Here is a 26,030-nt window from a genome sequence, read left to right on the forward strand (position 1 = left end):
ATAACTAGAGAGTGTTTTAGCTTGCAAATTGTGCCACCGAGTGTGTCACTAAATAGATAAACTAAATCCAATGTGCTGTTTTATAACGCATTGATATGTTTACTTTTCAGCTTATAGGCTGACTCACACCTCAAGCGTAAACATCCCAACATGAGATGTTTACGCTTGAGACTCCCACTTTATCACTTCACGGTTACCTTGTTAAAAACGCCATTTATTTGTATATCTCACCACTTTTCGTTAATTTATTCACCAGTGTTTTCTCGTTGAATTCATTTAAGTGACTGATAAGAAATAACTTTTATGGTTGGTACAATACTTGGAAAGATAGAGCCATCTCTCAAACGAAAATGAGTAATGGAACTATCATGTACAAGAACAACAAAGTTTTACTATCAACCCTGTTATGGCTTGGCACGCTTTTATGGTCGGCATTATTTTCATCCATAGTGAAGGCTGAGTCGGTAGACAAGCTGATCAAAACCCTCATGAAAGAAAGGCATATTCCGGGCTTACAGTTGGCCGTGGTTAAAGACGATAAAATCATTAAGCAAGGAAGTTATGGTTTTGCAGACTTACAGCATCAAGTGCCTGTGACTGAGCAGACGTTATTTCCGATTAATTCGATGACAAAGGCGTTTACCGGTGTTGCGATTGTACAGCTCGCTGAGCAAGGTTATCTAAACATTGACGATGAAATTGGTAAGCACTTACCCGATTTACCAAAGGCTTGGCAGCAACTCAAAATTAACCAATTAATGGGTCATACCACAGGTTTGCCGCCGATCCTGGCATCAAATTACGCTCTAGAAACCATTGTACCGAACGATGTGGAAGCCTCATGGCAAGCTGTGCAAAAGCAGCCTCTTCAATTTACACCTAACTCGCGTTTTAGTTATAACCAAACCGGCTATGTGATTTTGGGTAAAATCATTGATAAATATGCACCTGAAGGGTTTCCTGCTTTTATTACCAAGATGCAGTTAGCACGTGCCAATATGCCAAAGACAGCGCAGGCAGGTTTTGATTATCTTGAACTTATGGTGCCAAATCAGGCTCGCCAATATATTCATTTAGGTGAGGGGAATTACAAAAACTTTTACGGTGAATTCCCTTATATGATGAGAACCGCAGCGGGCATGAGTTCAACCGCAACGGAGCTGGCTAACTATGTTGTATCACTACAACAAGGCGAGCTGGTTAAAGAGTTAGATATGCTATGGACGCCTGTTAAGCTGAATAACGGGCGTACAGAAGCCTTTAACACCAAAGAAAATGGCTATGCAATGGGCTGGCAAGTGATTCAGCGTAAATATCACCCTGCAATCAGCGCAAGCGGTGGAAATGCGACTACAGTGATCACCTACCCTGAAGACAAGGTTTCGGTGATTGTGCTTACTAACCTGCTGGGTGGATTACCCATTGAGTTTGTTGATGATATTGCCGCTTACTATATTCCCAACTTTAACGACGCTAGTAAGCAAAAGGCTTATCAGCCAATGGCATACTTAAAGCAGCTTACAGATAAACATGGCTTTGCCGACTTCGCGACTACGTTTGCAAAAGCGCAGCAAGATACCGGTGTAATGTATGATTTAGAGATCTTGGTGGAGTGGGGCAATAAGCTTGTTGAAGATGGCCAAGTTAATAATGGTATCGAAATCTTTAAATTTGCGCTGACACAAAATAACGAGCAGCCATATTACCATAACAGCATCGCGCAAGCGTATGAGTTAAACAAGCAATATGCGAAAGCACTGGCGCACTATCAGCAGTTACTTGCGATAAACCCAAACAGTCAGTTCGCAAAAAATAAAGTAGCGGTAGTGAAGGAGTATCTTTAACTCACCATAAGACTGTGAAGGCAACCTAAACAAATCGAAAGCCGCAAGTTCAATTACTTGCGGCTTTTTAGTATTTAACCTGAGGTTTGGATAAGAAATGAGCTAACTCATTGTTTTTAAAATTACAGTAAATTATTTCCTTGTCTAGCCAGAGAGTTTTGGGGATAACTCCGCTCTCGCGTCCTGCTACCGCCCTGGTACCTACATCCTTGTAGGCAAGGCGAATTTACGCACCAATAGCTAGCTATTGGAAGTGAATTCAACGCAGTTAGCGCAAAAACTGGCTGCTAGAAAGGCATAAATTATCCGAAGCTCTGGTTATTTACTATTGGCAATAAATCGCTGTCTATACTTAACGAAGTATTAGAAGCTGCGGTATACTACGCAATCACCTATTTGAGCTATGTACTGCTATAGACATAACTAGTACAGGCCATTGATAGTAAACCTGATTGAGAAAGTCATACCATGAGCCAACAACCTACTCCACCCTTTGAGCCACAAACACCTAACCACTGTGTTGATGCCTTTCGCCGCTTTAGCGTTGCACCCATGCTGGATTGGACTGATCGACATTGCAGAACCTTTCACCGTAAGCTGACTAAACATGCGGTGCTTTATACTGAAATGATCACTACAGGTGCGATTATTTTTGGTAAAGGGGATTATTTGGCGTTTGGTGCGCATGAGTTACCAGTGGCGTTGCAGTTGGGTGGCTCTGATCCTAAGGCGCTGGCAGAGTGCGCTAAGCGTGCTGAGCAATATGGCTACAGTGAGGTAAACCTAAATGTGGGTTGCCCGTCAGATCGTGTGCAAAATGGTCGCTTTGGGGCATGTTTAATGGCTGAGCCTCAGCTCGTTGCTGATTGTGTGGCGGCGATGAAGGCAGAAGTGAATATTCCGGTAACGGTAAAAACGCGCATTGGTATTGATGAACAAGACTCTTATGAGTTTCTTACGGCGTTGATTGAAGCCTCGCAGGCGGTGGGCTGTGATGACTTTATCATTCATGCCCGTAAAGCATGGTTGCAAGGCTTAAGCCCGAAAGAAAACCGTGAGATCCCACCATTAGATTATCCTCGTGTTTATCAATTAAAGAAAGACTATCCAGATCTGCATATCAGTATTAATGGTGGTGTTAAAACTCTTGAGGAATGTCAGCATCATTTGGCTCACCTTGACGGCGTAATGGTTGGCCGTGAGGCTTATAGCAACCCGTTTATGTTGTCGCAGGTTGATGAGCTGCTATATGGCGAAGCTGCGTTTACGCAAACTCGCCATCAAGTCGTAAGAAGCATGTATGACTACTTTGAAAGTGAAATGTCGAATGGTGCAAACTTTTGGCATATTGCGCGTCACATGTTGGGTATTTTTCAAAATCAGCCCGGTGCGAGAGGTTTCCGTCGTCACTTATCAGAAAACGGTCACAAAAAAGAGGCTGGTATTGAAGTGATGGAAAAGGCGCTGTCTTTTGTACCTGAAGTGTAAAATATATTGCTCCAATCCTATGTGTGAAAAAGACGATTTTATCGTCTTTTTCACTATTTAATGTCTCTCAGTAAATCTATTTTTCTTTTTAAAAAACCTTAACTCAATGATTTAATTTTGTTTTTATTTTTGGCACGGCTCTTGGAATAGTCTAATTATATTATAAAAGGAGCCGAACAATGACCATCATCAACAGAATTGAAGATCTTATCAAAGCAGAACTTAACGCGTTACTAGACAAAGCGGAAGACCCACAAAAAATGGCAACTCAGTTAGTGCGTGATTTAGAAGAAGCGCTATCTGATTGTCGTGCAACGGCAGCTGAGCTTATTTGCCAACAAAAAGTAGCGCAGCGTCAAGTTGAGCAAGCAAATAAAGCTGCGGCAACGTGGCAAAGCAAAGCCGAACATGCTCTTGAAAAAGGTCGTGAAGATCTTGCCCGCTTAGCCCTTGAGCAAAAGCAGCGAGAAACCGAAAAAGCACAAGAAGCACTGCAAAAAATTGATGATCTAACGCCTGCACTTGAAAAACTCAGCACAGATGCGGACAAGTTGCAAAGCAAAATTCAGCAATTAAAGGCAAAAGAAAAGGCCATGTTGCGCCGCTTGGAAACTGGTAAGGCAAGGTTAACCATCAAACAAACGCTGAATAGTGACGACATGCGCTCTGCAACGCGCAAGTTCGACGAGTTAGAGCGTAAGGTGTCGCGCCTTGAAGCTGAAGTCGAATCCTATGACTTAGGGCAGCCTGATGTATGGCAGCGCTTTGAAGATGAGCAAAAGCAACAACAAATCGACGATGAATTAGCCCAACTGAAGCAAAAAATGGCGAGCTAGGCTTGCCTCCTACACCAACTGAGCAATCAAAGCGAAAGGGGATAAAGATGAAAAATAGATATCAATCAACACTGTCTCAAATGAATAGTTCAAAGAAAATTGGTGGCGTATGTGCGCAACTAGCACAACGTTTTGATATGCCAATTTGGTTAACGCGTTTACTAACGGTATTGCTGTTTTTTAAGTTTCCAATATTTGTAATGCTAGCGTATGGCGTCGCTTGGTTTGCAATGCCAAAAGCGCAATACGAAAACTAAGTAACGGCGACGAGGTAGGCACTATGAAAGTCGTGGCCGGTATATTATTAGCGCTGGTATTTTTATTGGCGCTATCTTGGGTGTCGCTGCCACTAATATGGTTAGACATCAGCGATCTGCAACTCGATATGGGATTTGACCTAGGTTGGTTTGGCTTTGAAATACTCACGTTGCTATTTGCAATTGTAGCGCTGGTGGTGCTAGGAGCACTCTTGAGCGCAGGTGTTTTAGGGTTGCTCCTTATTGTGTTCATTGGGCTAGTAATGACATTGCTATTTAATTCACTGATAGTGCTATTTCCACTCATCTGTATTATTGCAATTGTGTGGTTAGTGGTAGACAAATCTGCTCAGGCAAAAGCTTGAGTAGTGGTTTTTGTTGGTGATAGGAGATAAAAAACACGCTAAATTGGGATCTGTGATATAGTTATTTGCAGTTATAAATCCAAGGAAAGCCAACATGAAATCAAGTGTAATCAAAACCTTAATTTTTGCTTTATCAACTTTTATCGGCTTTAACGCTTCAGCTCATCAAGGGCATGAACATGGTGAACATCATCATGGTTCGGAGCAACTTTCTGTTCACAACGCAACCGTGCGTGCATTTTTACCGGCAGCACCTTCAACTGCAGGTTATCTCGTTATTGAAAATCCAACACAGCAAAATAAAGTGTTGGTTAAGGCTGCGCTCGAGGGTGTTAAGCGTGTTGAAATTCACGAACATGTACATAAAGAAGACATGATGAAAATGCAACGCGTTGACGAGCTTGTTATTCCAGCGGGTAAATCAGTGACATTTCAGCCTGGTGGTTATCACTTAATGGTGTTTGACCCAATAGAAACATTAAAAGTCGGTGAGCAGCGTAAGCTTACGCTATATTTTGCTGATGGCGATAGGATCTTCACAATGGCTGAAGTCGTCGCACTTGCAGATATGTTTGGTGGCAAAGAAAAATCAAACGCCGGACATCACTCTCATCACTAAAAACAGTGAGGTATTAAATGGGAAATCATACGGGAAAAATCATCTCTGGCATTATCGCTGTCATACTTCTGGGTTATGCTATAGCCGTATATTGGAGTGTGGAACCAGAACAGTTTGACGTCGTCGCAGTTGCAAAAGCGGATGCGCAGAAAAATGGCAATACATTGGTCACTGGATATGTAACGACACATACCTTGATTAAAGTGACGGATACATTGCTGAATAAGCCGGGCGGTTATTTGTCGAATGACATGATGCCACCAAGCGTAATGATGGATAACATGCCTGCTTGGGAGTACGGTGTGCTTGAGATGACACGAGATCTTACGCTTTCGATGCGTAAAGATTTTAGTCGTTCACAATCTCAATCGACAGAGCACCCGAGTTTAAAGCTAGCTCAGCCACAGTTTAATATCAGTTCAACAGCGTGGATGTGGCCAAGTGCTGAGGGTGAGTATCAAAAAGGTAATGATTTACTACGTCAGTATTTGACTCAAATTTCTGATAATAGTAACCGCGATAGCCAGTTTTATGCGCGTGCTGATAACTTGAGAGCTTGGTTAAAAGAGGCCGAAAAGCGCATGGGCAGCTTAAGCCAAAGATTAAGTGCGAGCGTAGGGCAAGACAGATTAAATACCGATTTAGCTGGGGATTCGGCAGCTGATCAAGCAACCATGACGCCAAGCCATAATATGGTGAAAACCTCTTGGTGGCAGATTGATGATGTATTTTATGAAGCCAGAGGCGCCACATGGGCGTTACTGCACTATATGAAAGCGGTAGAGCATGACTTTAGACCTGTGCTTGAAAAGAAAAATGCACTTGTCAGCCTACAGCAGATCATCAGAGAGTTAGAGGCGACTCAAGAGACGGTGTGGAGCCCTATGGTGTTAAACGGCAGTGGCTTTGGCTTGGTAGCGAACCATTCTCTGGTTATGGCAAATTATATTTCGCGAGCCAATGCGGCTCTCATCGAACTTAGTGAACTTTTAGCGCAAGGATAACATCATGAAAAAACACTTTTTAGCAGCGGCATTATCTCTCGCTTGCTTAGCACCTGCTGCACACGCAGACACGGTACTCGGGCTTTATGTCGGTGCAGAAGGGTGGGATACCGAAACCGAAGGTAGCTTTGCTGAAAAAGGCAATATGCAAACCTTTAACTTTGACGATGAAACTTTTACGAGTTTCTATGCTGCACTTGAGCACCCAGTACCGCTGGTACCAAATATCAAGTTACGCTATACCGAGCTTGAGCTAAATGGTCAAACGACGTTAACAGAGTCTTTTGACTTCGGCGGCCAAGTTTATACGGTAGGTACTGATGCGACAACAAACGCAGATCTAAACCACATCGACTACACATTGTATTACGAAGTGTTAGACAATGACTTGTTGACGTTAGACTTTGGTGTGAACTTTAAGCAGTTTGACGGTTCTATCATGGTAACTGGTACTGCAAATGGTCAAACACGCACAGAAGAAGTTGAATTCTCAGGCTTTGTTCCTCTCGGTTATTTGCGCGGTGAAGTGGGTTTACCACTTACAGGGCTAAGTGTTTTTGCCGAAGGCAGCATGCTTGCAATTGATGACAGCAAAATCCAAGATTATCAAATTGGTATCGCTTATGAGTTTATCGACAATATGGCTGTTGATGTTGCGGTAAAAGTGGGTTACCGCTCTATGGTACTTGAGCTAGATGATATCGATGATATCTACACAGACCTGGATGTCTCTGGTCCATTTGCAGGGATCCAACTACACTTCTAAGATAGTGTAGTTTACTCCTTTAGCGGCTTGGTACGAGTGATCGACCAAGCTGTTTTTGTTTGGCAAATAGAATAGTTTCTTTATCTCTCTTCCCACTCGAGAGAAAATTCGCTTTCAAAGGCCTTTTCTACAAGTTGTTTGTATTGTTTATTTATCGGGCTTTGAAGTAATTTTTTTAGCTCGTCTCCGGTTTGCGTCAGCTTGTAATAGCTTAGCACCAAGTCATTGGATTTGGCCGTTAAGGTCATTTTTTTACGTAAATACACCAGCTGCATTGACTGTCCTTTTTGTAGTGAAGCGGACTCAATTTCTTGCCGGTAAAGGATATTAATGTCCATCAGCGTAAGTATATTTGGGAAGTTCAGCCCTGCTTGGCTTAAATTGATGGATTCAGTGCTGCCTTTACGTAGCAAATCAAAAATAGACGGCTTTTTATAGTAGCCATGAAGAATAAGGTAGCTGTCTTCTTTTTCTAAGTAGCCGCACAGCGGAGCGCATCTTTGTAGCGCGGTTGCTTCACGTTGGGTCATCATCTTTAGGGTTTGCAGACTTTTAATTGAAAAAGTGCCAGGCGTAATGCTTTCACCTACTAATATCTTTGCCCACAATTTTTGCATGGAGTGATTGGCAATGTCTTCTGCAAGGGTGATGAAGTACTCCAACCAATCGGGGTCTGGGCGACCTCGGGCGGTAACCTCGGGGCACAATGTAAGCGCCATGCCCATAATGGCCTCAAGATTTTGCTGGCGCTGGATTTTGATTAGTTGTTGGCGCTTGAGGGCGCGTTTTAGTGTGCCATGTTGAGTTCGCACCGTGTATTGGTTGTCTTTATTCTTATCAGACTGATAACGGTCATTTTGAGTGACAAGTGGTGTGATCCGTTTCACCATAGGGTAGCCGAGCTTTTCTTCAATCGAAAGCGCTAAGGCTGATTTTACTTGTGCATTTTTGACTGCCATATCAAGCTCGTAGTTTATATCGTGTGTGCATATGATTTACCGCGGAGTTAGTGAGTTGCTGTAAATACTGCTGCATAAAAAGTGCGATGAAACTGCCAATAAAGGGCGTATTGGCTCTTCCTTCAATTGCGATGGTCAGTTGTTTATCGGCTTGAATGGTAAATAAATTAAGGCTAATTTTGGCTAAATGTTCATCGTCTAAATGTAATGACAGCTCTAAACTCTGTTCGTCGATTTTGGTGATGGTTATTTCTGCTTCTCCCCAAGGATGCACTAACACTGCTGAGGCTCCTACTCGCTGTCTTTTTGGCAGTATGCGAAAGTGGATGTCTTCAGTTGTTTGCCAATTAAATAATGTCGGCCAATGGGATAACACTAATGGGGAAAGTGTTGTGTTATTTGCAGAAATATCGGTGCTTTTTACCACTTTATAATGGTGTGGCATCGCTAAACCAGCAATCACGATAACAAGTGCTAAAATCATCAGCATTCTAATAGGAGTAGATAAACGTTTGATACAGAATCCTCTTTGGTAAAAAGTATGCTAAATCATCTCTTTTGTTCTATGCTCGACTATAATATTTCATGTATGTTAATCAAACAGAACTGTAATAGTAAAAATGTACCATATTTTGTAAGATGGTAAACACTGGAGTGAATCAGTGCCTATAATTAAAGAGTAGTGCGGATTTAAAGGGTAAAACATGGCACCTGAGCAAGAAGATTATTTGTTTGCAGAGCACGAAGAAGTTACTCAAGAAGAAGAAACGACAAGTGCTTTTTGGGATGTCTTAGTCGTTGATGATGATCCAGAGATCCATTCTGTTACTAAACTTGCGCTGTCTAATTTAGAGTTTTGGGGTAAAAAGCTCAGGTTTTTTCACGCCTATTCTGGCAAAGAAGCCATTGAGATTTTAAAAGAACAAAATAATATCAGCATCCTATTACTTGATGTGGTGATGGAAACCGACGACGCAGGTCTTAATGTCGTTCGTCGAGTGCGCGAAGAAATAAAAAATATGGCAGTACGTATTATTATGCGTACAGGACAACCGGGTTATGCACCGGAAGAAAAGGTTATTCGTGAGTTCGACATTAACGATTATAAAATGAAGACAGAGCTCACCCGCAGCAAACTGGTTACCTCGTTGCTTACCGCTATCCGTTCTTATCAACAAATTTGTGAGCTCGAAGCGCAAAGCCACGTACTAGAGCAGATCCTTTCAGCTTCTCGTGCCATACTCGGACATACCGATATGGGCTCCTTTGCAGCGGCAGTTGTCGCTCAATTGGCAAATATTTTAGATGCGTCAGGCGAAGGCTTAGTGAGTGGCTACCTAGATGATGATATGCATTTAAGGGTGTTTGGCGGTAGTGAGCAGTACCGTGAATTTTTTGGTCATGGTATAGAGCAGCTTGATAATGGTCGTGTCATCATGCAAGTACAAAACTGTATTGATACCGAATCCCACCAATCTACCGCGCATGACATTACCTTCTTACTTGAAAGCAAAAACAAAAAGGCTGCCATTTATTTAGAGCTAGAGGGCGAGCCGTCGGAAGCGCAATTGAAGTTTGCTGAAATATTTCTGACTAACGTTGGTGTTGGTCTTGATAATATCAAGCTATTCAATGAGTTGCGTGAGGTTGCTTACAAGGATAATCTAACCAAACTGCCTAATCGCGCTAACTTTATTGAGAAAATAGAGTCTTACTTTAACCAGCAGCAATCTCTCGTTTTTATTCTTGTTGATATTGCCCAATTTTCTGACATCAATAACGGTTTAGGCCAAGAAGTTGGAAACTTGTTGTTATTAGGGGTTGCCGAGCGAATTAGTATTGAGTTTCCAGAGGCCCAGTTAATTTCACGTATTGGTGCAGATGTGTTTGGCTTTTTAATGCCTGAGTCGCAGTTTGATGAAGAGTCTTTTATTGATAACTTGTGCGTGCCCTACCATGTCGGGGAGCATTTGTTGACTATGCACTTTCATATTGGAGTGTGCCGTCAAGAAGACTTCCAACCGCAAGGAATAGAGACCTTAAAACTCGCGTATATTGCACTTAATCAAGCAAAGCAGTCGAGTATTCCACTAGATTGGTATACCCCAGACTTAGAAGAAAAAATGGCTTGGAAGCTGGGATTAATAAGACAGCTCAGGCAAGATTTTGAGATGAAAAAACTAGAGGTCTGGTATCAGCCTCAGTTTTCCATTGTTGATCGCAAGGTGATTGGCTGTGAGGCTTTATTACGTTGGCCTTCTGGAAATGGGAATTATATTTCCCCTGCGATTTTTGTTCCGCTTGCGGAAAATGCAGGGCTTATTGTCGAAATTGGCCAATGGGTATTAGAACAAGCCTGTCAGTTGCAGGCAACTTTGCAGCAACAGGGATTCGGTGAGCTTAGCATTGCTGTTAACGTCTCTGTGCCGCAGTTTAAGGTGCCAAACTATGCACAGCAGGTTAAAGATACGATTTTGTCGTTTGATGTAGAGCCTAAACATATAGAGCTCGAAGTGACAGAAAGTGTAGTCATGGACGAAGTAAACTCGGTGATCAATACACTTCAAGAACTCCAGGAATTTGGTGTTGAGGTGGCCATTGATGACTTTGGTACTGGATTTTCTTCTTTGAGCTATTTGCAAAAACTACCTTTAGCACGGCTTAAAATCGACCGTGCTTTTGTCAAAGATATCCCTCATGATGACAGCGGTGCAATTGCCGATCTTGTCATTTCTTTAGGTCAGCATCTCGGCCTAAAAACAATTGCGGAAGGCGTTGAGACAGAAGAGCAAATGACGGTGTTACAAAAGCTCGGCTGTGATGAAGTACAGGGTTTTTTACTCGCAAAGCCTATGCCTGAAAAGGAGTTACTTGAGTTTTTAGATAATCAGAACAGTGTATAGTAGTGACCTAAGACAAGTATATTACTTGTCTTATACGTTGATGAAGCAACCTTTAAAAAGTGCAGTGATGATCTGTTATGAGGGTCGCTTTTGGAAAGTTTTTCGATTTTAGCCTAAGGGTGCAGAGTGAAATATGTGTTTGTGATATCTACAACACAGGAAGTTAGTGCAGAAGCTCAACTCAGTCTAAATCCAAAATAGGGCGAATATTGCACAAACAAATTGATGCTCACATGAAAAAACAACGGTATTTTGATTAAGACACTGTTACATGGTTCCCATAGGTTAGTTTCCGATTACAGCTTAAATTCTCATTTATAAAGATTACCAAAATAACTTGTACCTGAAATGTGTTTTTTGCTAACGTTGCATAGAGGTTGATTAAATTTTGATCTCTTTAAACACATAGAAGGATATTTAAGTGAAAAAAATTATAATATTACTATGTACTTTTTCTGGAAGTGCATTTGCAGTTGGAGTTCCAAGCGGCTGTAAATATGAAGAGAGTACAATACACGAGCTTAATTTACTTGAATTACCAGCTACTATCGAAGCTGGTTGGAACTTGTATCGAGCCCCAAGTTTTTACACGGTCGTAGAATTTCTGAGATCTTTACCCGGTATAAATTCAAGCTCTTCTGCAAAATTATCAGGCCCTACTTATCTTCTACGTAATCAGAGCTACAGATTTAAAACAGATCTAGAGGTAGGTAATCCAAATGACATGCTTCGAGATGTCGCCTACTACAACTCTGAAAGGGGTCGTTTAGGTAATGACCGAAGTAATTGGGACTCAAATTCATACTTTAATCTGGCGTTTAATTCTACATATGGTGCAGGCTTAGTCTGGTCAACAGTGAGTGATGAGTGCTCTGCTAAAGGTGTAATTGTTCAAGATATGCCCAAAATGGAAGCCGTTAAAAATCCGTATGGTGATAAATACGAAGTAAAAATTGATTTTGAATTAGATCAATTCTCTGAAGCTGCTTTGGATCCTAATGTACCTGTAATTGTTGGTGTTACGACAAAAAGTGATTATTTTAGCGGAGGCACTAAGCGCGTAACCAAAGCAATTTACAATGCGGAGAATCAACTTACTGGAAGTGCTGTGGTAAGAATGAGATTTTCGATGGGTGGTGGACCGTATTATGTGGAAGCATTTATGAATGATGGCAATTATGGTCAGACTAAAAAGCTAGGGATGGTTATGGTACCTGGAGAGCCAACTCGTCCACCCAGCTGCCCGACATGTAATAAAAACTGAGTGAAATGACATCTAAATAATAGTAAATGGCTAGCAATTAGCCATTTACTATTTAAAGTGCTTACATTCTAAATGTAAATCCTGCAAAGATGTAACGGCCTAGGATATCGTGGAACCCCGGATAGGTGTTACCATTAGAGAAGGTTGTAGGGCCATCAGGAACGAGCGGTGGCGTGTTGTCAAACACGTTATTGATACCGGCTCTGAATGAGAGGTTTTCAGTTGCGTTCCATGTTGCAGCAATATCAACATAATCTCTTGCACTCAATGGTACTAGTATTGGTGATTTTGATGGGTCAGCCAATTCCGCAGCTGTAGGACGATAGAACTCTTCCACTTCACTCACATAACGATAGGTCGCTGTAATATTCACATCCCATGGAGTTACCCAAGTTGTTTTAAAGTTATAACGCATATCGGGAACTGGGCTTTCGCATACATTTTTATCCCATTTCCCGGCACACTTATCAACAATCCCACCTGGTGCGTTTTGTGTATCAAACTTCTCCATCCATGTACCAATTAGAGAGAATCTTAAAAGACCCATATCCTCAGGTAACGTGTAACGGTATGATGCATCAAAATCAATACCTGAAGTCTCTACACTACCAATGTTGGTATCTGTAGCGGTTACGGCATCTTCTCCTAACCAAAGCGAACCGGTTTTTTCACCACGGTTTATTAGGCCACAGAGCTCTTCGTTATTGTCTATCGCACATTGCTCTACGATATACTGTACTGGGAAAGGTTGAATGGCGTCGTTAACGGTAATATCAAAGTAATCTACAGCGATATCTAAGCCTTCAACAAACTCAGGAGAGTAAAGAATACCAAATGAATAGGTATCAGACTTCTCAGGCTTGAGGTCTGGGTTTCCTGCTTCAATCGCATTGTATTGCCCCGCTGGATTTGAAGAAACAGAACCATATTGGTCTGCTGTAACACCGGTTCTCATACACTGCTCAAGTGTATAAGCTGGATTAGCTCCCGCACAAGGGTCGTCCCAGTTTACTAGGGCAAGTGAAGACGGTCTCGCCAAGTCTTGAATGTTACCGGCACGCACTGCTCGTTGATAGCTTGTACGTAAACCTAAACTATCGTTAATGCGTATATCAAACGCTGCTTTGTAGGTATCTGTTTGTTTATCTGTTGAGTAATCAGAATAGCGATAAGCGAGTTCTAATGTAATGTAATCCGCAAATGAGCTATCTTCAATTAATGGAATATTTAGCTCAGTAAAGAATTCATTTACATCAAACTGGTCTGAAACGGGTTTTCTTGGTCCACCTTGACCTGCGCCATCGTTAGAAATGAAGTTAATGTCCGGATTAAAATCAATAGCTTCTTTGCGGTGTTCCAGACCCAATACAATACCGACGCCTGTTGAAGTACCAGGCACGACTATGCCATATTCAGTTAAGTCCCCAGTGACGAAACCACTGATTTGTTTTGAACGTGTATCACCGCGAGCAAAGAGTGGAATGGTAAGATAATCAATTTGCTCTTGGGTAATATTTGCTGGGTCGAATATATTCCAAGGGATACAGTCGGGATCGCTACCATCAATAACTGACTCACAGACAATCTTGCCATTGTCATCAGTGGTTGCTTTTAAGGCTCTAACAATTTTACGTTTTGATAGGTCGTTTTGGTAGGTTTGTTCATAAGACACATTTCCGTAGTTAAAGAATGCATCATAAGTCCAGTTATCATCAATTTCGCCTCTCATACCTAATACAAAACGGGTAGAGGTGTGTCGTAAATCATCTTGGCGAGGGCCTCCTTCTACGTTTCGTTTTGCGATAAATGCGCCAGATACAACACCATCGACCGCAGGCCCATTGGCACCGCAAAGGACTTCTCGTTGTTTTGCTGAAAGAAGCGGGTTATCACATTTAATATCGACTTCATTGAAGAAAGAACCAGATGGCGCAATTTGTGCCACGGTACGGTTATCCATGTAGTTCAATTCAGCATAAAAGGTATGTTGATCGGTAAAATTGTAATGGCCAAGCAAACCAAATGTTTTACGCTTGTCCGGACGCTGGAAGTAATTAAGTGGGCCAAAGTTATAGACACTATTACCCGTTGGTACTAGATCATCTCCTGCGACTTTAAAGTCATAGCTAGCTTGGTCTGTGATCCTACCGTCAGGTATTGTGCCAGAGCCACGACATATTCTTTGCCCTGGAGCTGAACTCGTTCTGCTACGATTGATATTCATTGAGCAGGCACTAAAATCACGGGAGTCCTGACGGATTTCATCAATTTCACGCCAAGTGAGGTAACCTGTAATATTGCCTTTATCGTTAGCTGAGTTGATACCAAAAATCATAGATATATCATGAGTATCACCGTCAGTAACTGAGGAATCAGGAATGTCGAAGCCTGAGGCAGTTAGCGCTCGTTGCATGTCTTTATGGTCATTTTTATGGTTGTAAACGCTTCCTTGATAGTCGACTTCAAAGCCTTCAAAGTCGTCTTTCATAATAAAGTTTACAACACCAGCAACAGCATCAGAGCCGTATGTTGCAGATGAACCACCGGTTAGCACATCTACGCGCTCAACCAAAGAGGCTGGGATTTGGTTTACGTCGGCACCAACACCCTCAATTCCAGCTGGTGAGCCTGAGGGTAATCGGCGGCCGTTGACTAAAACTAGTGTTCTAGAAGGGCCTAAATTTCGAAGGTCAACGGTTGCTGTACCAGTAGCACCGTTTGCTGTACCTGAAGTCTGATCTGCGAATACCGCAGGCATGTTGTTCAATAGGTCTTCAACTCGGGTAATGCCCGCGATTTCTATATCTTCAGCGGTTACACTCGTCACAGGACTCGCGCCAGTCATTGCTGCTCGCTTGATTCGTGTACCGGTTACTTCAATTCGTTCGACAGTATTCGCTGTTGTGGTGCCTGACTGTTCAGCATAAGCGATGCCAGATACACCCACTGTTAGCGTTGAACAGGCAAGTAAAGACAGCCTAATGTTCGCTGATAGGTTTGAAAGTTTCATCTTATTTCCTTATGTATTTTGTTAGCAGAATAGGAAAATTTCCCTGCAGCATAGAACTTACATTGCATTTACAGAAACTTCAACACTTAGACTGTAAAGTAGCCAGGAGGAGCCGTGGGGTAGGTTTTTATAGCAAAATTATAAAGATATAAGTTGAAATAACCTATTTTTGAGAAATAAAAAGGGTACCTCAAAGGTACCCAGAATAATTACTATTCAGCAATGAATGCCTCGCCTGATTTGATCCACGCTGCTGGTGGCAACCCTTTCAGGTGGTAATCAAAGTACTCTTTCATGCGAATTGAATAGTCCAACTGATTAGGCAGCTTTTTCAGATGGTGAGGTTCACCTTCGTATTGTAAGAAAATGGCATCTTTATCATGTCTTCTTAGGGCTAAGTAGTATTGGATACCTTCTTGCCAAGGAACCGCCCCATCTTTATCACCAAACATGATCAAAATAGGTGTATTTACCTTATCCGCGTAAAATACCGGAGAGTTCTCTATGTATAATTCAGGCGCCTCCGTTAACGGTTTACCGATACGGCTTTGGCCTGTTTCGTACTGGAACTGTCTTGCAAGACCTGATTCTAAACGGATCCCACTGAAAGCAGAGGTCATATTGGATACTGGTGCGCCAGAGACAACCGCTTTAAACATATCCGTCTGTGTGATCATAAATGCACTTTGGTAACCAGCCCAAGAGTGGCCCTGCAAGCCAATTTTATCTGGATCAGCAACACCTCTATCAATAAGCGCTTGCGCTGCATTGAGCATTGTTTGTGTTGCGGAGCGCCCAGGGTGACCAATTTCAAAACGAATATCAGGCAAGAATATCGCATAACCATTTGAGGTATACATTGGCAGGTTTGGTCTGTGGTTTAGCACCATTTTCGGGAAGTCATACATGCGCTGGCTCATATAGCGGTAGAAGTAAATCACCACAGGCACTTTATCACCAGCTTTATAATCAGCAGGTTTGATTAACACGCCTTGAAGATCTTCGCCATCGTAGCCTTTGTACTTCACAAGTTCAGGTTTTTGGCCCCAAGCAAATGTCTGCTGTTGTGGGTTTAAGTCTGTGAGTTTTGACGGGTTATTAAAGCCACTATCTGATATCCAATAATCAGGAAATTCTTGATAAGACTGTCTTGTGAAAATATAAGTGTCCGCCTCTTTGGCTTTTCTCACTACACTATATTTAGCTTCGCCAGACAAAACAGTTTGCAACTTGTTATCTTGTAGGGAAAGCGTTGCAATATGCGTTTGTTTATTTTCGAGGTTGTGCGCACTTAACAGTAAGGTATCGTCTGGGTTAAAGCCTAGTTTGTCCTTATCTTTATACTCAATGCGGTATTGTGTTTGGGTCTTATAGCCGTCGGTTAGCCGAGTTGCTTTTGCTGTTTTGGTATCAAATGCCCAAATATCATATTTACTGTAGACGTAGAGCGTCGAGCCATTGAGCTGCCAACCAGCAAATCCAAACCCTTTATTTGGTTCTGGCTTATCATGTTTATCATCCGCGAATAGTGCGTTTTTAACCGCTTTGCTTACTGGGGTAAGCTGTTGAGTGGATAGCGACTTCAACCAGACTTGTTCACCGTCGAAATAGGCAGCATGTTTACCGTCAGGCGCGACAGTAGGGCGGTTTGAACTTTCTTTAACGATGAGTTGTTTATCACCATTATCGATATCAACGCTGTAGTAGTCGCGATAAAACCCTTTGTACATGATTTGCTTTAGGTATGGTGTATCGTCACTGCCCAGCACAAAGTTTGCGTTTGTGTGAAGTGAAATAGAAGGTACCTGAAGGTTTTCAAGCTGTACTACACGCTCGCCATTTACGTGGTAAACCGCTTGATAATGTTGATCTCGGCGACTTTCGTTCCATGTTTTTATTTCTCTAGTTTTGATTTCAGGATCGGCATTGTGCCAAACCTTTAAGCCTTTTTGTTGGCGAATGGTATCGTAATCAAAAAGTGAGCTTTCATCTGTGTATTTGAGTACTTTGGTTTTTTCTTCAAGCTGTGGACGATTTTCAAAAAACAGTCGTGAGCCGTCTTCAGACCATTTGATTGATGCTGTTTTGCCTGAAAACCAACCGCTTGGGTTGTGGATGTCGGTAATTTTATTGCTTGTTGGAGACCATAATTTGAGCTGGTAGTTGCGACGGCGTTTGTCATCGTTGACATAATTACCCAAATAAAAAGCGACTTGTTGTGAGTTAGGTTGCCAAGCAATGTCTCCCAAAGTGACACCAGGCTCATCAATAAGACTCGTGATTTGATTGCTTGCTAAGTCAATAACAGCAACACGGTTTTTACTGCCATCCTCACTGCGCTGATTGACCAGTATCGCGTTACTATTTGGTGCAACTTTGTATGCTGCGATATTGTCATAGCGAGTACTTTCATTGTGAGAAAGGTTCAGCACTACAAGCGTTAAGGCGTCATCACCCTTATCTGCACTGATTTTGAGTTCATCAGTTTGCTCGTCTGTATTCGCTTTTGCGTCTGACTTTTTGTCGCCTTTTTTTGCATCCTCACGATACACCAACCACAGGCCATCATCTGAAAGTTGATAATCTTTAACTGAGCTAAAAGTTTGTTGTGCTTTGGTTGTGGTGTTCACCAACACTAAGTTGTTCTTTAGCGTTTTTTTCTTCTTTTTATCTGCAGTTTCTTTTTCAAGTAGGGTAGGGCGTTGGGTAAAACCAACCCATTGAGCGCCTTTATTGATAACTGGATTTGTACCACGGGGAACCGATGCAATCAGTGCTTTATTGTCGAGAGAATACACTTGGCCTTCGCTGTCACCACGGTAAGGCTTTGCACTTAGGCCGAGGAATGTACCTTGTTCGGAGATTACTGTACCTTGTGGGTAACGAAAATCAAAAACGTCTTTAAATTCAAGGCTGGGTTTAGCTGCTAAGCTGCTTACACTAAAAAGTGCCGCACTTAGAAGAGAGAGTTTTAGAGTCATATCTAGAGCATTTTAGTCTTTATTTATTGTGTTTTTATCACTTTTAACAGTGAAACTAAAATGCTCTGCGGTGTGCGGATGTATTTAAGCGGCTAGCCGCAGGTGTTTAAAGCCAGATTTTCTCAAGCTCAACCCACTGTTTATCGAATTGCGCGGTTGGTTTTGCTTTAAAGTCACTTCTTACAAACTGGTTCATCTTACCTTCAACAAAAGCTAAGAATAAGTTAGCCAGTACACTTTCTTCACTCGTGAATGCCTTACCTTCTCGCAGCTTGCGCTCTCTTAAAACTTGTTTGAATTGTGTCTCAAGCTTTTCAAATAAGCTTTGAACTCGTTCACGTAAACGTTCTTGCTCACCTTGTAGTGCATCTCCCGTTAAGATACGTGTGATGCCAGGATTTTTCTCTGCAAAGGCTAGGAGTAGAGTAAGAATGTTGTAGATCCGGTTACGAGTTTCTTTTTCGTTTTCTAGGATTAAATTAATGCGTGACAGCAACGTATCTTCGATGAACTCAATAAGCCCCTCAAACATTCTCGCTTTACTTGGAAAGTGACGATAAAGCGCAGCTTCTGAAACCCCGACTTCAGCAGCGAGTTTAGCTGTGGTGATACGTTGTCCTGGGCTGGTTTCCAACATTTGTGCGAGTGATTGAAGAATTTGCTCTTTGCGATTACTACGTTTTGTCGCTGGCATGAAATTTCCCTTATTTTTCTAATTGTTATATTATTTTTGTCGGGTTTATTAAGCACAGAGAGTGATGCGCAGAAGTGCAAACCCCGACTTGTTTACACATTATCGGGGTATCATGTTAATGTTTTATTCAGTTTCTTTCCAGTCTTTTACATGAAGGTTATTTTATCTTTTCGGCAATAGCTTGCATGACAGTAAGTGCTAACTCTTTTTTGCTAGAGTGAGGGAGTTCAAGTCGGTCTTTTTTCCAATATAGGGTCAATGTATTGTTATCAGAATTAAAACCACCTGTGCTATCCGATACATCATTCGCACAGATCATATCCAACCCTTTATTGACCAATTTTCCTTGCGCATATTCGGCGACATTCTGCGTCTCAGCTGCAAAGCCAACGGTATAAGGACGAGACTGTTTTAGTGCTGCGACAGTGGCGATAATATCGGGGTTTTTGACCAGTGTAAGTGTGATTTCATCGCCTTGCTTTTTAATCTTTTGCTCGGCAACGGTGGCTGCACGGTAATCAGCGACCGCCGCGCAGCCGATAAAAATATCCGATTGTACGGCATATTCGAGTGCAGCTTGTTGCATCTGCTCAGCACTTTCTACATCAATTCGAGTAATTCCTGTGGGGGTATTCAGTGAAACCGGGCCTGCGATCAGATTTACGCTTGCACCTAAAGCCTTTGCCGCCTCAGCAAGGCTAAAGCCCATTTTTCCTGAACTGTGGTTAGTAATAAAGCGCACCGGATCTAATGCTTCGCGTGTCGGTCCTGCAGTAATAGTTACCGTTTTTCCTGCTAATACTTGCTCAGTAGGGCGAAGTGCAGCTAAACACAGTTGCACCAACTCATGGGGTTCAAGCATGCGTCCTGCGCCTACATCTCCGCAGGCTTGCTCGCCTTTACCGGGTCCCCAGATTTGGACATGGCGTGATGCAAGGGTATTGAGGTTTGCTTGAGTCGATAGATGTGCATACATCTGTTGATTCATTGCCGGCGCTACGGCAACAGGCGCGGGCGTTGCGAGCAGTAATGTGGTCAGTAAATCATCCGCAATACCTGCTGCCATTTTGGCGAGGATATTTGAGGTCGCTGGAGCAACTAGCACTAGGTCTGCCCATTTTGCAAATTCGATATGGCCCATTGATGCTTCTGCTTGTGGGTCAAGCAAAGAGTCAGAAACGATTTCACCAGAGACCGCCTGCATTGTCAGTGGCGTGATAAAGTGCTTAGCAGACTCAGTCATCACCACTTTGACATCTATTTGCTGTTCTTTTAGGCGGCGAACGAGTTCTGCGCATTTGTAAGCAGCGATACCACCGCTGATCCCAAGTAAGAGGCGTTTATTTCTTTGCATGTTTGTTTTATACGATCACAGTATCAATAAACTAAAGATATCACAGTCGGTGATAATTTTTGAATTCTCACTTTTTGGTAGCTACACTTTGGATGCCATGGAGGCAAACACATAAAAGGAAAAATTATGCAAATATCAGCCTTACCCAAATCCGCACGGCCAAGGGAAAAGTTAATAGAGCAAGGCCCTGAGGCGTTATCCAATGCCGAGTTATTGGCTATCTTTTTACGCACTGGGATCAAAGGATTAAATGCCATAGAGCTTGCCGAATCCTTGTTGCAAGAACAGCAAACGTTACAGCGTTTATTCAATGCCTCGTTAGAAGAGTTTTCAGCGTTAAAAGGCTTAGGCGTTGCTAAATACACTCAGTTACAGGCCGTTTTGGAGCTAAGCCGGCGTTATCTAAAAGAAGAGTGCTTAAGAGAAACGGTATTTCAAAACCCGACAGCGGTACGTGACTATTTGAGTGCTCAACTACGGGGGCTTGGGCATGAAGTGTTTATGGTGCTGTATCTAGACAACCAAAATCGCCTGATAAAAGATGAAGTGTTGTTTCACGGTACAATTAACGCGGCCTCGGTTTATCCAAGAGAAGTAGTAAAGGCGGCACTAAAATACCACTGTGCAGCCGTGATTTTTGCCCATAACCACCCATCAGGCGTAGCAGAGCCCAGCGAAGCGGATAAACTCATCACGAAAAAATTGCAGCAAGGCTTGGCACTGGTCGATATTAATGTACTTGACCATTTAATCGTCGCCGGAAGTCATTGTATTTCGTTTGCCGAACGAGGACTGATTTAAGCTGAGTTGCTGTTTTATCAGGTGGGTTTCGCTTTCTCAAGTTGTCCTTTTGAATTGAGCAAAATGGAATGGAGCTTGATCACTCAGCTTTTACTCGAAGTGTGAGGTAGCTGGTGGAGTGTTGCAGCCCAAATATACGTATAAGCACGAAAATTAAACAGTGAAAATTACGATGTAGAAAGGGCCAAAAAAGAAATTTGCTCGTTAAATCAGCATATTTGTATAAATTTTATAAATTAGTTCAATTTAAATGCAGTTTTTACTTTCCTAGTGGGCTTCGGATCATTATAATTGGCCGCTATCAAATTTACCCATGAGCTGATTTCAGTAGGATCAGATCCTTGATCTCTGCCTGTAGATACTGTATAAAGAGCGCCCTTTGATTTTACCTAGGGCACGCAGTTAAAAGGCCTTTAAGGGAAAATTAAGCTCGAGCGAAGTTATTGGAGATACATAGACATGTCTAAAGTCTGTCAAGTTACAGGTAAGCGCCCAGTGGTTGGTAACCACCGTTCGCACGCGCGCAACGCTACTAAGCGTCGCTTCCTACCTAACCTACAAACACACCGTTTTTGGGTTGAAAGCGAAAAGCGTTTCGTTTCTCTACGCACTACTACTAAAGGTATGCGTATTATCGATAAAAAAGGCATCGACGCGGTATTAGTAGATATCCGTGCTCGCGGCGAAAAAATTTAAGGAGCTTAAATCATGCGTGATAAGATCCGTTTAGTTTCAACTGCTGGTACTGGTTATTTCTACACTACCGACAAGAACAAGCGTAACATGCCTGAAAAAATGGAGATCAAAAAGTTCGACCCTAAGGTTCGTAAACACGTGATCTTCAAAGAAGCGAAAATCAAGTAATTCGTTTCAAGAATCAATAAAAACCCAGCCTCGGCTGGGTTTTTTGTGTTTGTACTTTAATTTTTTACGGCTAATTGCCAAAGCTCTCCACTTGGTTGCTTCAGCTCACTGAAAACCACATCGCCGTTTTGCAATATATCAAACTGCCCAATAAATCGTTGTGGCGGGGTGAAATACAACTTTTTTTGTTTAGTCTTCAGGTCAAATCGCCAAATACTTTTGTCTTTTTCATAGTAAAGCGCATTATCTCTGAGCCGCCAATTCAGCCAATTTCTCACCGGTACATCCGTCACAACTACAGACTCTTGCCCGTCTTCCAGTTGCCAAATTCCGGGCTGTGTAAACTTGGTAAAATACAACACATTATTAAGCTTGTAGCCGCTGTAGCCACCTTGTGTTGTAAGTTGCTGATGTTGGTTTGTTATTAGATTTAGAGACCATAACTGCCAACTACCAGAGCGTTCACTGCTGTAAATGATTTCATGGTCATCTTGGCTGTAATTGGCAACGTAAGGCTTAAGCTCAGTACCTATAAGTTGTGTTGTTTTTTGACTGTTGATAGCAAACTGGTAAATGGCGTCTTGATATTCATACAATATTGTTGAGGCATCGTGGTTAAGTTGAAAGCGTTGAAAATTAAATACGTGAGGCAAGTCAACTTGAATGTGTTGTTGTGTTTCAGTGTCGATAGACCATAAAGCGGAATGCGCGCCGTGATCCGAAATATACCAAACTTGCGGCATTTGATTTGCGCGAGGTAAGCGATTCAACGCCTGATTATCAACAAGTGGTGAAAAGGTTTGCTCCGATACGTCGAAAAGGTGAATTAGGCTAGTTAACTTATATTGATTAAAGAGCAGGGTCTCATTGTTATCTTGTAATACTAGGCTTTCGATTGGTGCTGTGAGCTTGTGAAGCAGTTTTACTTTGCTCGATTTTATATCAGCGCGATAAATGCTACTGCCTGCGCTAAAGTAAATAGATTGACCGCTAGCAGACCAAGTCAGTGCCGTGAGATTATAAGGTAACTTAACGGTGCTCTTGACTGACATGCTTGGGTAATCGTACACCGTCAGTTCGTGCTTATCTTCTCCAAGATAGCGTGCGGCGGCGAGTTGGTCTTTAGTTGTGGATAAGCTAAATAGATGGTCGCCCCTGAGGTTTCCTGAGATTGGAGGAAGCGTTAACTGGATATGCTGCTTTGTATTCGAGTCGAAACGGTAAAGGCCGTATCCACTATGTATATTTGTGCGTTTTCGATAAATGATTTCGTGCGGATTTGCGCCCCATATTAGTTTAATGTTTTCGATAGGCTGGCAAGAGAATAGCGTAGTGTGCCGTGCCTGCGCGATATCAAACTGTTTTACGGTACAGCCATTATCATCGTCAATATAGGCGGTGTGTTTGGCGTCTGAGCTTAAGGCTTGTGTGCTGATGTTGCCAGAAAACAGCTTTCTATTTTGCTTGCTGTGATTGAGCCATAACTCCGATTGCTGAGTGTCGGTAGGATGCAGGTAGCTAAAGCTTTTATATTGAGGCGCGCTACTTAACTGTAGCTCGATACCGCTCTGGCTCGTTAATTTTTGTGGTAGGAGTGGTTCGTTATTTTGCTCTGGCTGCATGAACTGATAGGCAATAAACGCACATACGCTGGTAATAAGTAGAGAAACACCCAAAAGTGGCGCGATCCGGGAGCTGCTCTTACTTATTGTTGCCGGAGTATGACTTGTGACTGCGGGAATCAGTCGGTATCCAAGGGTAGGGATAGTCTCTATATACTCAGTTTTACCATCTAATTTATTCATATACTGGCGCAATGTCGACACGGCTTTATTGATTGCACTCTCTGTGACTACGCGACCTTGCCACACTTCTGCAATGAGTTTATCGCGCGAAACAACATTACCATTTGCTGCAATTAAGGTTTGTAGCAATAAGTATGGCTTAGGCTCAAGTCTGATGGAGTCTGTGCTACTCGTCAGCGTTCGATTAACCGTATCAAACCGAATGGCTGCAATCTCATAGCGCATTTATTATCCCTTTGATTATATTGTTTATATTTATTGGTAAGGAATTCCTCACAACGATTTCATGTGAATTCGTCGCGCTCTTTTTCAAAGTATTTAGAGTACATGAAAACAATAAAATAGGAATGGCCAACATGACAAGTCGAATGTTTTTAAAACAGGCGTTAGGTTTAACACTCGCAGCTTTAGTCGCGGGCTGTGGCAGCAGTAGCGACAGCAAAAAGGCGTTAAGCAATGACGATGGAGTGTTAAAGCCCGTAAATGGTCTGGAGGTTCATCAACTCAATGGGCGTTACTATTATATGAAGCCGATTGAAAAGCCACATAAAGCGTACAAGCTGATGTTAGCCTTTCATGGTTCTGGAGGCACTGCTTACGGTATGGCAGGTTTAACCAAGCTACATGAACAAAACGATGATTATATAGTCGTTTATCCCAAATCAAAAAACGAAGAGTGGAATGAAGGCTGTGGTTGTAACAAGGCACATCGTTTAGGTGTAGATGACTTAGGCTTTGTTGGTCAGATGATTGCAGAAATAAAAGCCAAATATGATGTCATTGACGGTGAAATTTATGCGACCGGCTTTTCTCAAGGCGGGTTATTTGTACAAAACTTATTATGTAACCGCTCGGAGACGTTTAATGCGATAGTAACGGTTGCTGCACCTATGTCCTACCAATTAGGTGATAGCTGTAATTTTTCGACACCTACAAACTACCGAATTATGCACGGTAAAGCAGACTCAGTATTGCCCTATAATGGCAAAAGTCACGCAAATTTTGGGCTACTCTCGTCACCTCAAGCGATTAAAATTATTGCTAATCTAAACTATGAGGCTGCTTTATCTGTTGATGAAGAAATAGCGGAAGGCGTGACGTTAACTCACTATCCTAATCGCAATATTCAAACGCAGCTCATTAGTGTAGACGGGGCTCGTCATAGTTGGAATTTACCACCTGTTCAAACCACCGAATCGATAATGGCATTTTTTGAGTCGACAAGCCGTTATGTGCTGCCCCAAGGCTCTGATCTTATCGCAGTAAACAACGATTATTACCATGTTCGGCAATTAAAGCAGCATGCAGATAAGCCAACCGTGGTCATGCTCTCGGGTGCGAATATGCATTTTCATAGTGATAGTGCTTGGTTCGCGTTACTACAGCCTTACTTGGCAGACAGTTTCAATGTTTACGTCATTGATAGGCTAGGGCAGGGATTAAGTAGTGTTGATGACACACCTTCCATGAATAAATTTGCACACGACCTCCCTGTACTATTTGAAAAGCTCAATCTCAGTGATGTGCATTTGTTGAGTTACGCAAATAGTAATTCAGTGCCGCTAATTGCGATGCAAAAATCACAGGAGTTTAAGCAAAAGATAGCAAGCATGTTGTGGTTAGACCCAGATATTTTACTGCCACATTCTATTGCTCAGTATCAAGGTTACCCAGTTGATGTTTATCGTCAATACGGACAAGACTTGATTGATCATGTTGCTGCTGGTAATTGGCAAGAAAAGATGGATAGCAAAATAGCTGAAGAGCAGGCGCACATTGAAGCTTTGCTGGAAGGGAATAAGTTTGCAGACTACATGGATTGGCAATATTTCAATCACATAATGCAAACCCGCCACGGTGTCGCAGCTCAACTTACTCGAGTACACGAAATGATGAACTACCATGATGACTTGGAGTTAGTAAGAAACTGGCAGCCAGACAGCAGCATTCCTATTTCAGTGATAGATAGTGAGTTTGAAAAACTAGATATCGCCAATGCAGACTCTGAAGAAGCGAAAGCCAATCTAATAAAATGGGAGGCTGAGGGGAGAAAATGGTCACAAGAAGTTGCTGAAACCAGTGGTGGGCAGTATTTACCAATATCATCAACTGAGCACCTGATCCCATTTACCCATTCTGAGCTTATCAAGCAGGCATTGACTGAGCTTGCGAGCCAATGACATCTATCCAATTTGCTCGATGAGCGCTTGAAGCGT

The 26,030-nt window shown here is 42.3% G+C and carries 21 protein-coding genes; 14 read left to right on the plus strand and 7 right to left on the minus strand.

Going from position 1 to position 26,030, the window contains the following annotated elements:
• Positions 1-368: 368 nt before the first annotated feature.
• The 8 genes from GSF13_RS07165 to GSF13_RS07200 all read left to right on the plus strand — a co-directional run bounded on the left by GSF13_RS07165 (position 369) and on the right by GSF13_RS07200 (position 7,179).
• Positions 369-1,844, plus strand: coding sequence for a serine hydrolase (locus tag GSF13_RS07165; protein WP_174170491.1), 1,476 nt, complete (start codon positions 369-371; stop codon positions 1,842-1,844).
• A 468-nt stretch (positions 1,845-2,312) separates the two neighbouring features.
• Complete coding sequence (gene dusA / locus GSF13_RS07170) at positions 2,313-3,332, plus strand: tRNA dihydrouridine(20/20a) synthase DusA (protein ID WP_211867614.1); 1,020 nt, start codon at positions 2,313-2,315, stop codon at positions 3,330-3,332.
• A gap of 179 nt (positions 3,333-3,511) precedes the next feature.
• The gene (locus tag GSF13_RS07175; RefSeq protein WP_211867616.1) at positions 3,512-4,168 is read left to right on the plus strand and encodes a PspA/IM30 family protein; all 657 of its coding nucleotides are present in this window, start codon (positions 3,512-3,514) and stop codon (positions 4,166-4,168) included.
• A gap of 47 nt (positions 4,169-4,215) precedes the next feature.
• Entirely contained in the window at positions 4,216-4,425 is a 210-nt protein-coding gene (locus GSF13_RS07180) for a PspC domain-containing protein (protein WP_010605902.1), read from the plus strand.
• A 23-nt stretch (positions 4,426-4,448) separates the two neighbouring features.
• Complete coding sequence (locus GSF13_RS07185; protein WP_010605901.1) at positions 4,449-4,790, plus strand: hypothetical protein; 342 nt, start codon at positions 4,449-4,451, stop codon at positions 4,788-4,790.
• A gap of 94 nt (positions 4,791-4,884) precedes the next feature.
• Positions 4,885-5,409 (plus strand): copper chaperone PCu(A)C, encoded by a 525-nt coding sequence (locus tag GSF13_RS07190; protein ID WP_211867618.1) that lies wholly within the window; start codon positions 4,885-4,887, stop codon positions 5,407-5,409.
• A 17-nt stretch (positions 5,410-5,426) separates the two neighbouring features.
• Positions 5,427-6,413 carry a DUF2333 family protein gene (locus GSF13_RS07195; RefSeq protein ID WP_206471785.1) on the plus strand — a complete coding sequence of 329 codons (987 nt, stop codon included), beginning with the start codon at positions 5,427-5,429 and terminating at the stop codon, positions 6,411-6,413.
• 4 nt (positions 6,414-6,417) lie between these two features.
• The gene (locus GSF13_RS07200) at positions 6,418-7,179 is read left to right on the plus strand and encodes a TIGR04219 family outer membrane beta-barrel protein (protein ID WP_010376724.1); all 762 of its coding nucleotides are present in this window, start codon (positions 6,418-6,420) and stop codon (positions 7,177-7,179) included.
• Between the two features lie 80 nt (positions 7,180-7,259).
• Here GSF13_RS07200 and GSF13_RS07205 read toward each other — a convergent pair whose 3' ends face one another.
• On the minus strand, positions 7,260-8,138 hold the full coding sequence (locus GSF13_RS07205) for a TIGR03899 family protein (protein ID WP_211867620.1): 879 nt from the start codon (positions 8,136-8,138) through the stop codon (positions 7,260-7,262).
• Between the two features lies 1 nt (position 8,139).
• Complete coding sequence (locus tag GSF13_RS07210; protein WP_211867622.1) at positions 8,140-8,622, minus strand: hypothetical protein; 483 nt, start codon at positions 8,620-8,622, stop codon at positions 8,140-8,142.
• 220 nt (positions 8,623-8,842) lie between these two features.
• Here GSF13_RS07210 and GSF13_RS07215 point away from each other — a divergent pair, with 220 nt between their 5' ends.
• Both GSF13_RS07215 and GSF13_RS07220 read left to right on the plus strand, forming a co-directional pair.
• Positions 8,843-11,041 (plus strand): EAL domain-containing protein, encoded by a 2,199-nt coding sequence (locus GSF13_RS07215; RefSeq protein ID WP_211867630.1) that lies wholly within the window; start codon positions 8,843-8,845, stop codon positions 11,039-11,041.
• A 421-nt stretch (positions 11,042-11,462) separates the two neighbouring features.
• Positions 11,463-12,305 (plus strand): hypothetical protein, encoded by an 843-nt coding sequence (locus GSF13_RS07220; protein WP_010605896.1) that lies wholly within the window; start codon positions 11,463-11,465, stop codon positions 12,303-12,305.
• 61 nt (positions 12,306-12,366) lie between these two features.
• Here GSF13_RS07220 and GSF13_RS07225 read toward each other — a convergent pair whose 3' ends face one another.
• The 4 genes from GSF13_RS07225 to coaBC all read right to left on the minus strand — a co-directional run bounded on the left by GSF13_RS07225 (position 12,367) and on the right by coaBC (position 20,344).
• A complete protein-coding gene (locus GSF13_RS07225) occupies positions 12,367-15,315 on the minus strand; it encodes a TonB-dependent receptor (RefSeq protein ID WP_010605895.1) in 2,949 nt (982 codons plus the stop codon).
• Positions 15,316-15,527: 212 nt separating this feature from the next.
• The gene (locus GSF13_RS07230) at positions 15,528-18,296 is read right to left on the minus strand and encodes a prolyl oligopeptidase family serine peptidase (protein WP_211867632.1); all 2,769 of its coding nucleotides are present in this window, start codon (positions 18,294-18,296) and stop codon (positions 15,528-15,530) included.
• 106 nt (positions 18,297-18,402) lie between these two features.
• Positions 18,403-18,990: a nucleoid occlusion factor SlmA gene (gene slmA, locus GSF13_RS07235; RefSeq protein WP_010376740.1), complete on the minus strand. Its 588-nt coding sequence runs from the start codon at positions 18,988-18,990 to the stop codon at positions 18,403-18,405.
• A gap of 157 nt (positions 18,991-19,147) precedes the next feature.
• A complete protein-coding gene (gene coaBC, locus GSF13_RS07240) occupies positions 19,148-20,344 on the minus strand; it encodes a bifunctional phosphopantothenoylcysteine decarboxylase/phosphopantothenate--cysteine ligase CoaBC (RefSeq protein WP_010605892.1) in 1,197 nt (398 codons plus the stop codon).
• Between the two features lie 126 nt (positions 20,345-20,470).
• Between coaBC and radC the strand changes: the two genes are divergently transcribed.
• From radC to rpmG, 3 genes are all read left to right on the plus strand, one after another.
• Positions 20,471-21,145 (plus strand): DNA repair protein RadC, encoded by a 675-nt coding sequence (radC, locus tag GSF13_RS07245; RefSeq protein ID WP_010605891.1) that lies wholly within the window; start codon positions 20,471-20,473, stop codon positions 21,143-21,145.
• 459 nt (positions 21,146-21,604) lie between these two features.
• Positions 21,605-21,841 carry a 50S ribosomal protein L28 gene (rpmB, locus tag GSF13_RS07250; protein ID WP_010605890.1) on the plus strand — a complete coding sequence of 79 codons (237 nt, stop codon included), beginning with the start codon at positions 21,605-21,607 and terminating at the stop codon, positions 21,839-21,841.
• Positions 21,842-21,853: 12 nt separating this feature from the next.
• Positions 21,854-22,009 carry a 50S ribosomal protein L33 gene (gene rpmG, locus GSF13_RS07255; RefSeq protein WP_010364212.1) on the plus strand — a complete coding sequence of 52 codons (156 nt, stop codon included), beginning with the start codon at positions 21,854-21,856 and terminating at the stop codon, positions 22,007-22,009.
• Between the two features lie 56 nt (positions 22,010-22,065).
• Here the strand turns inward: rpmG and GSF13_RS07260 are convergent, their stop codons facing one another.
• The gene (locus tag GSF13_RS07260) at positions 22,066-24,039 is read right to left on the minus strand and encodes a winged helix-turn-helix domain-containing protein (protein ID WP_211867634.1); all 1,974 of its coding nucleotides are present in this window, start codon (positions 24,037-24,039) and stop codon (positions 22,066-22,068) included.
• A 131-nt stretch (positions 24,040-24,170) separates the two neighbouring features.
• Here GSF13_RS07260 and GSF13_RS07265 point away from each other — a divergent pair, with 131 nt between their 5' ends.
• Complete coding sequence (locus GSF13_RS07265; protein WP_211867636.1) at positions 24,171-25,994, plus strand: alpha/beta hydrolase; 1,824 nt, start codon at positions 24,171-24,173, stop codon at positions 25,992-25,994.
• Positions 25,995-26,030 lie beyond the last annotated feature (36 nt).

Source organism: Pseudoalteromonas sp. M8, assembly GCF_018141365.1.
GTDB lineage: Bacteria > Pseudomonadota > Gammaproteobacteria > Enterobacterales > Alteromonadaceae > Pseudoalteromonas.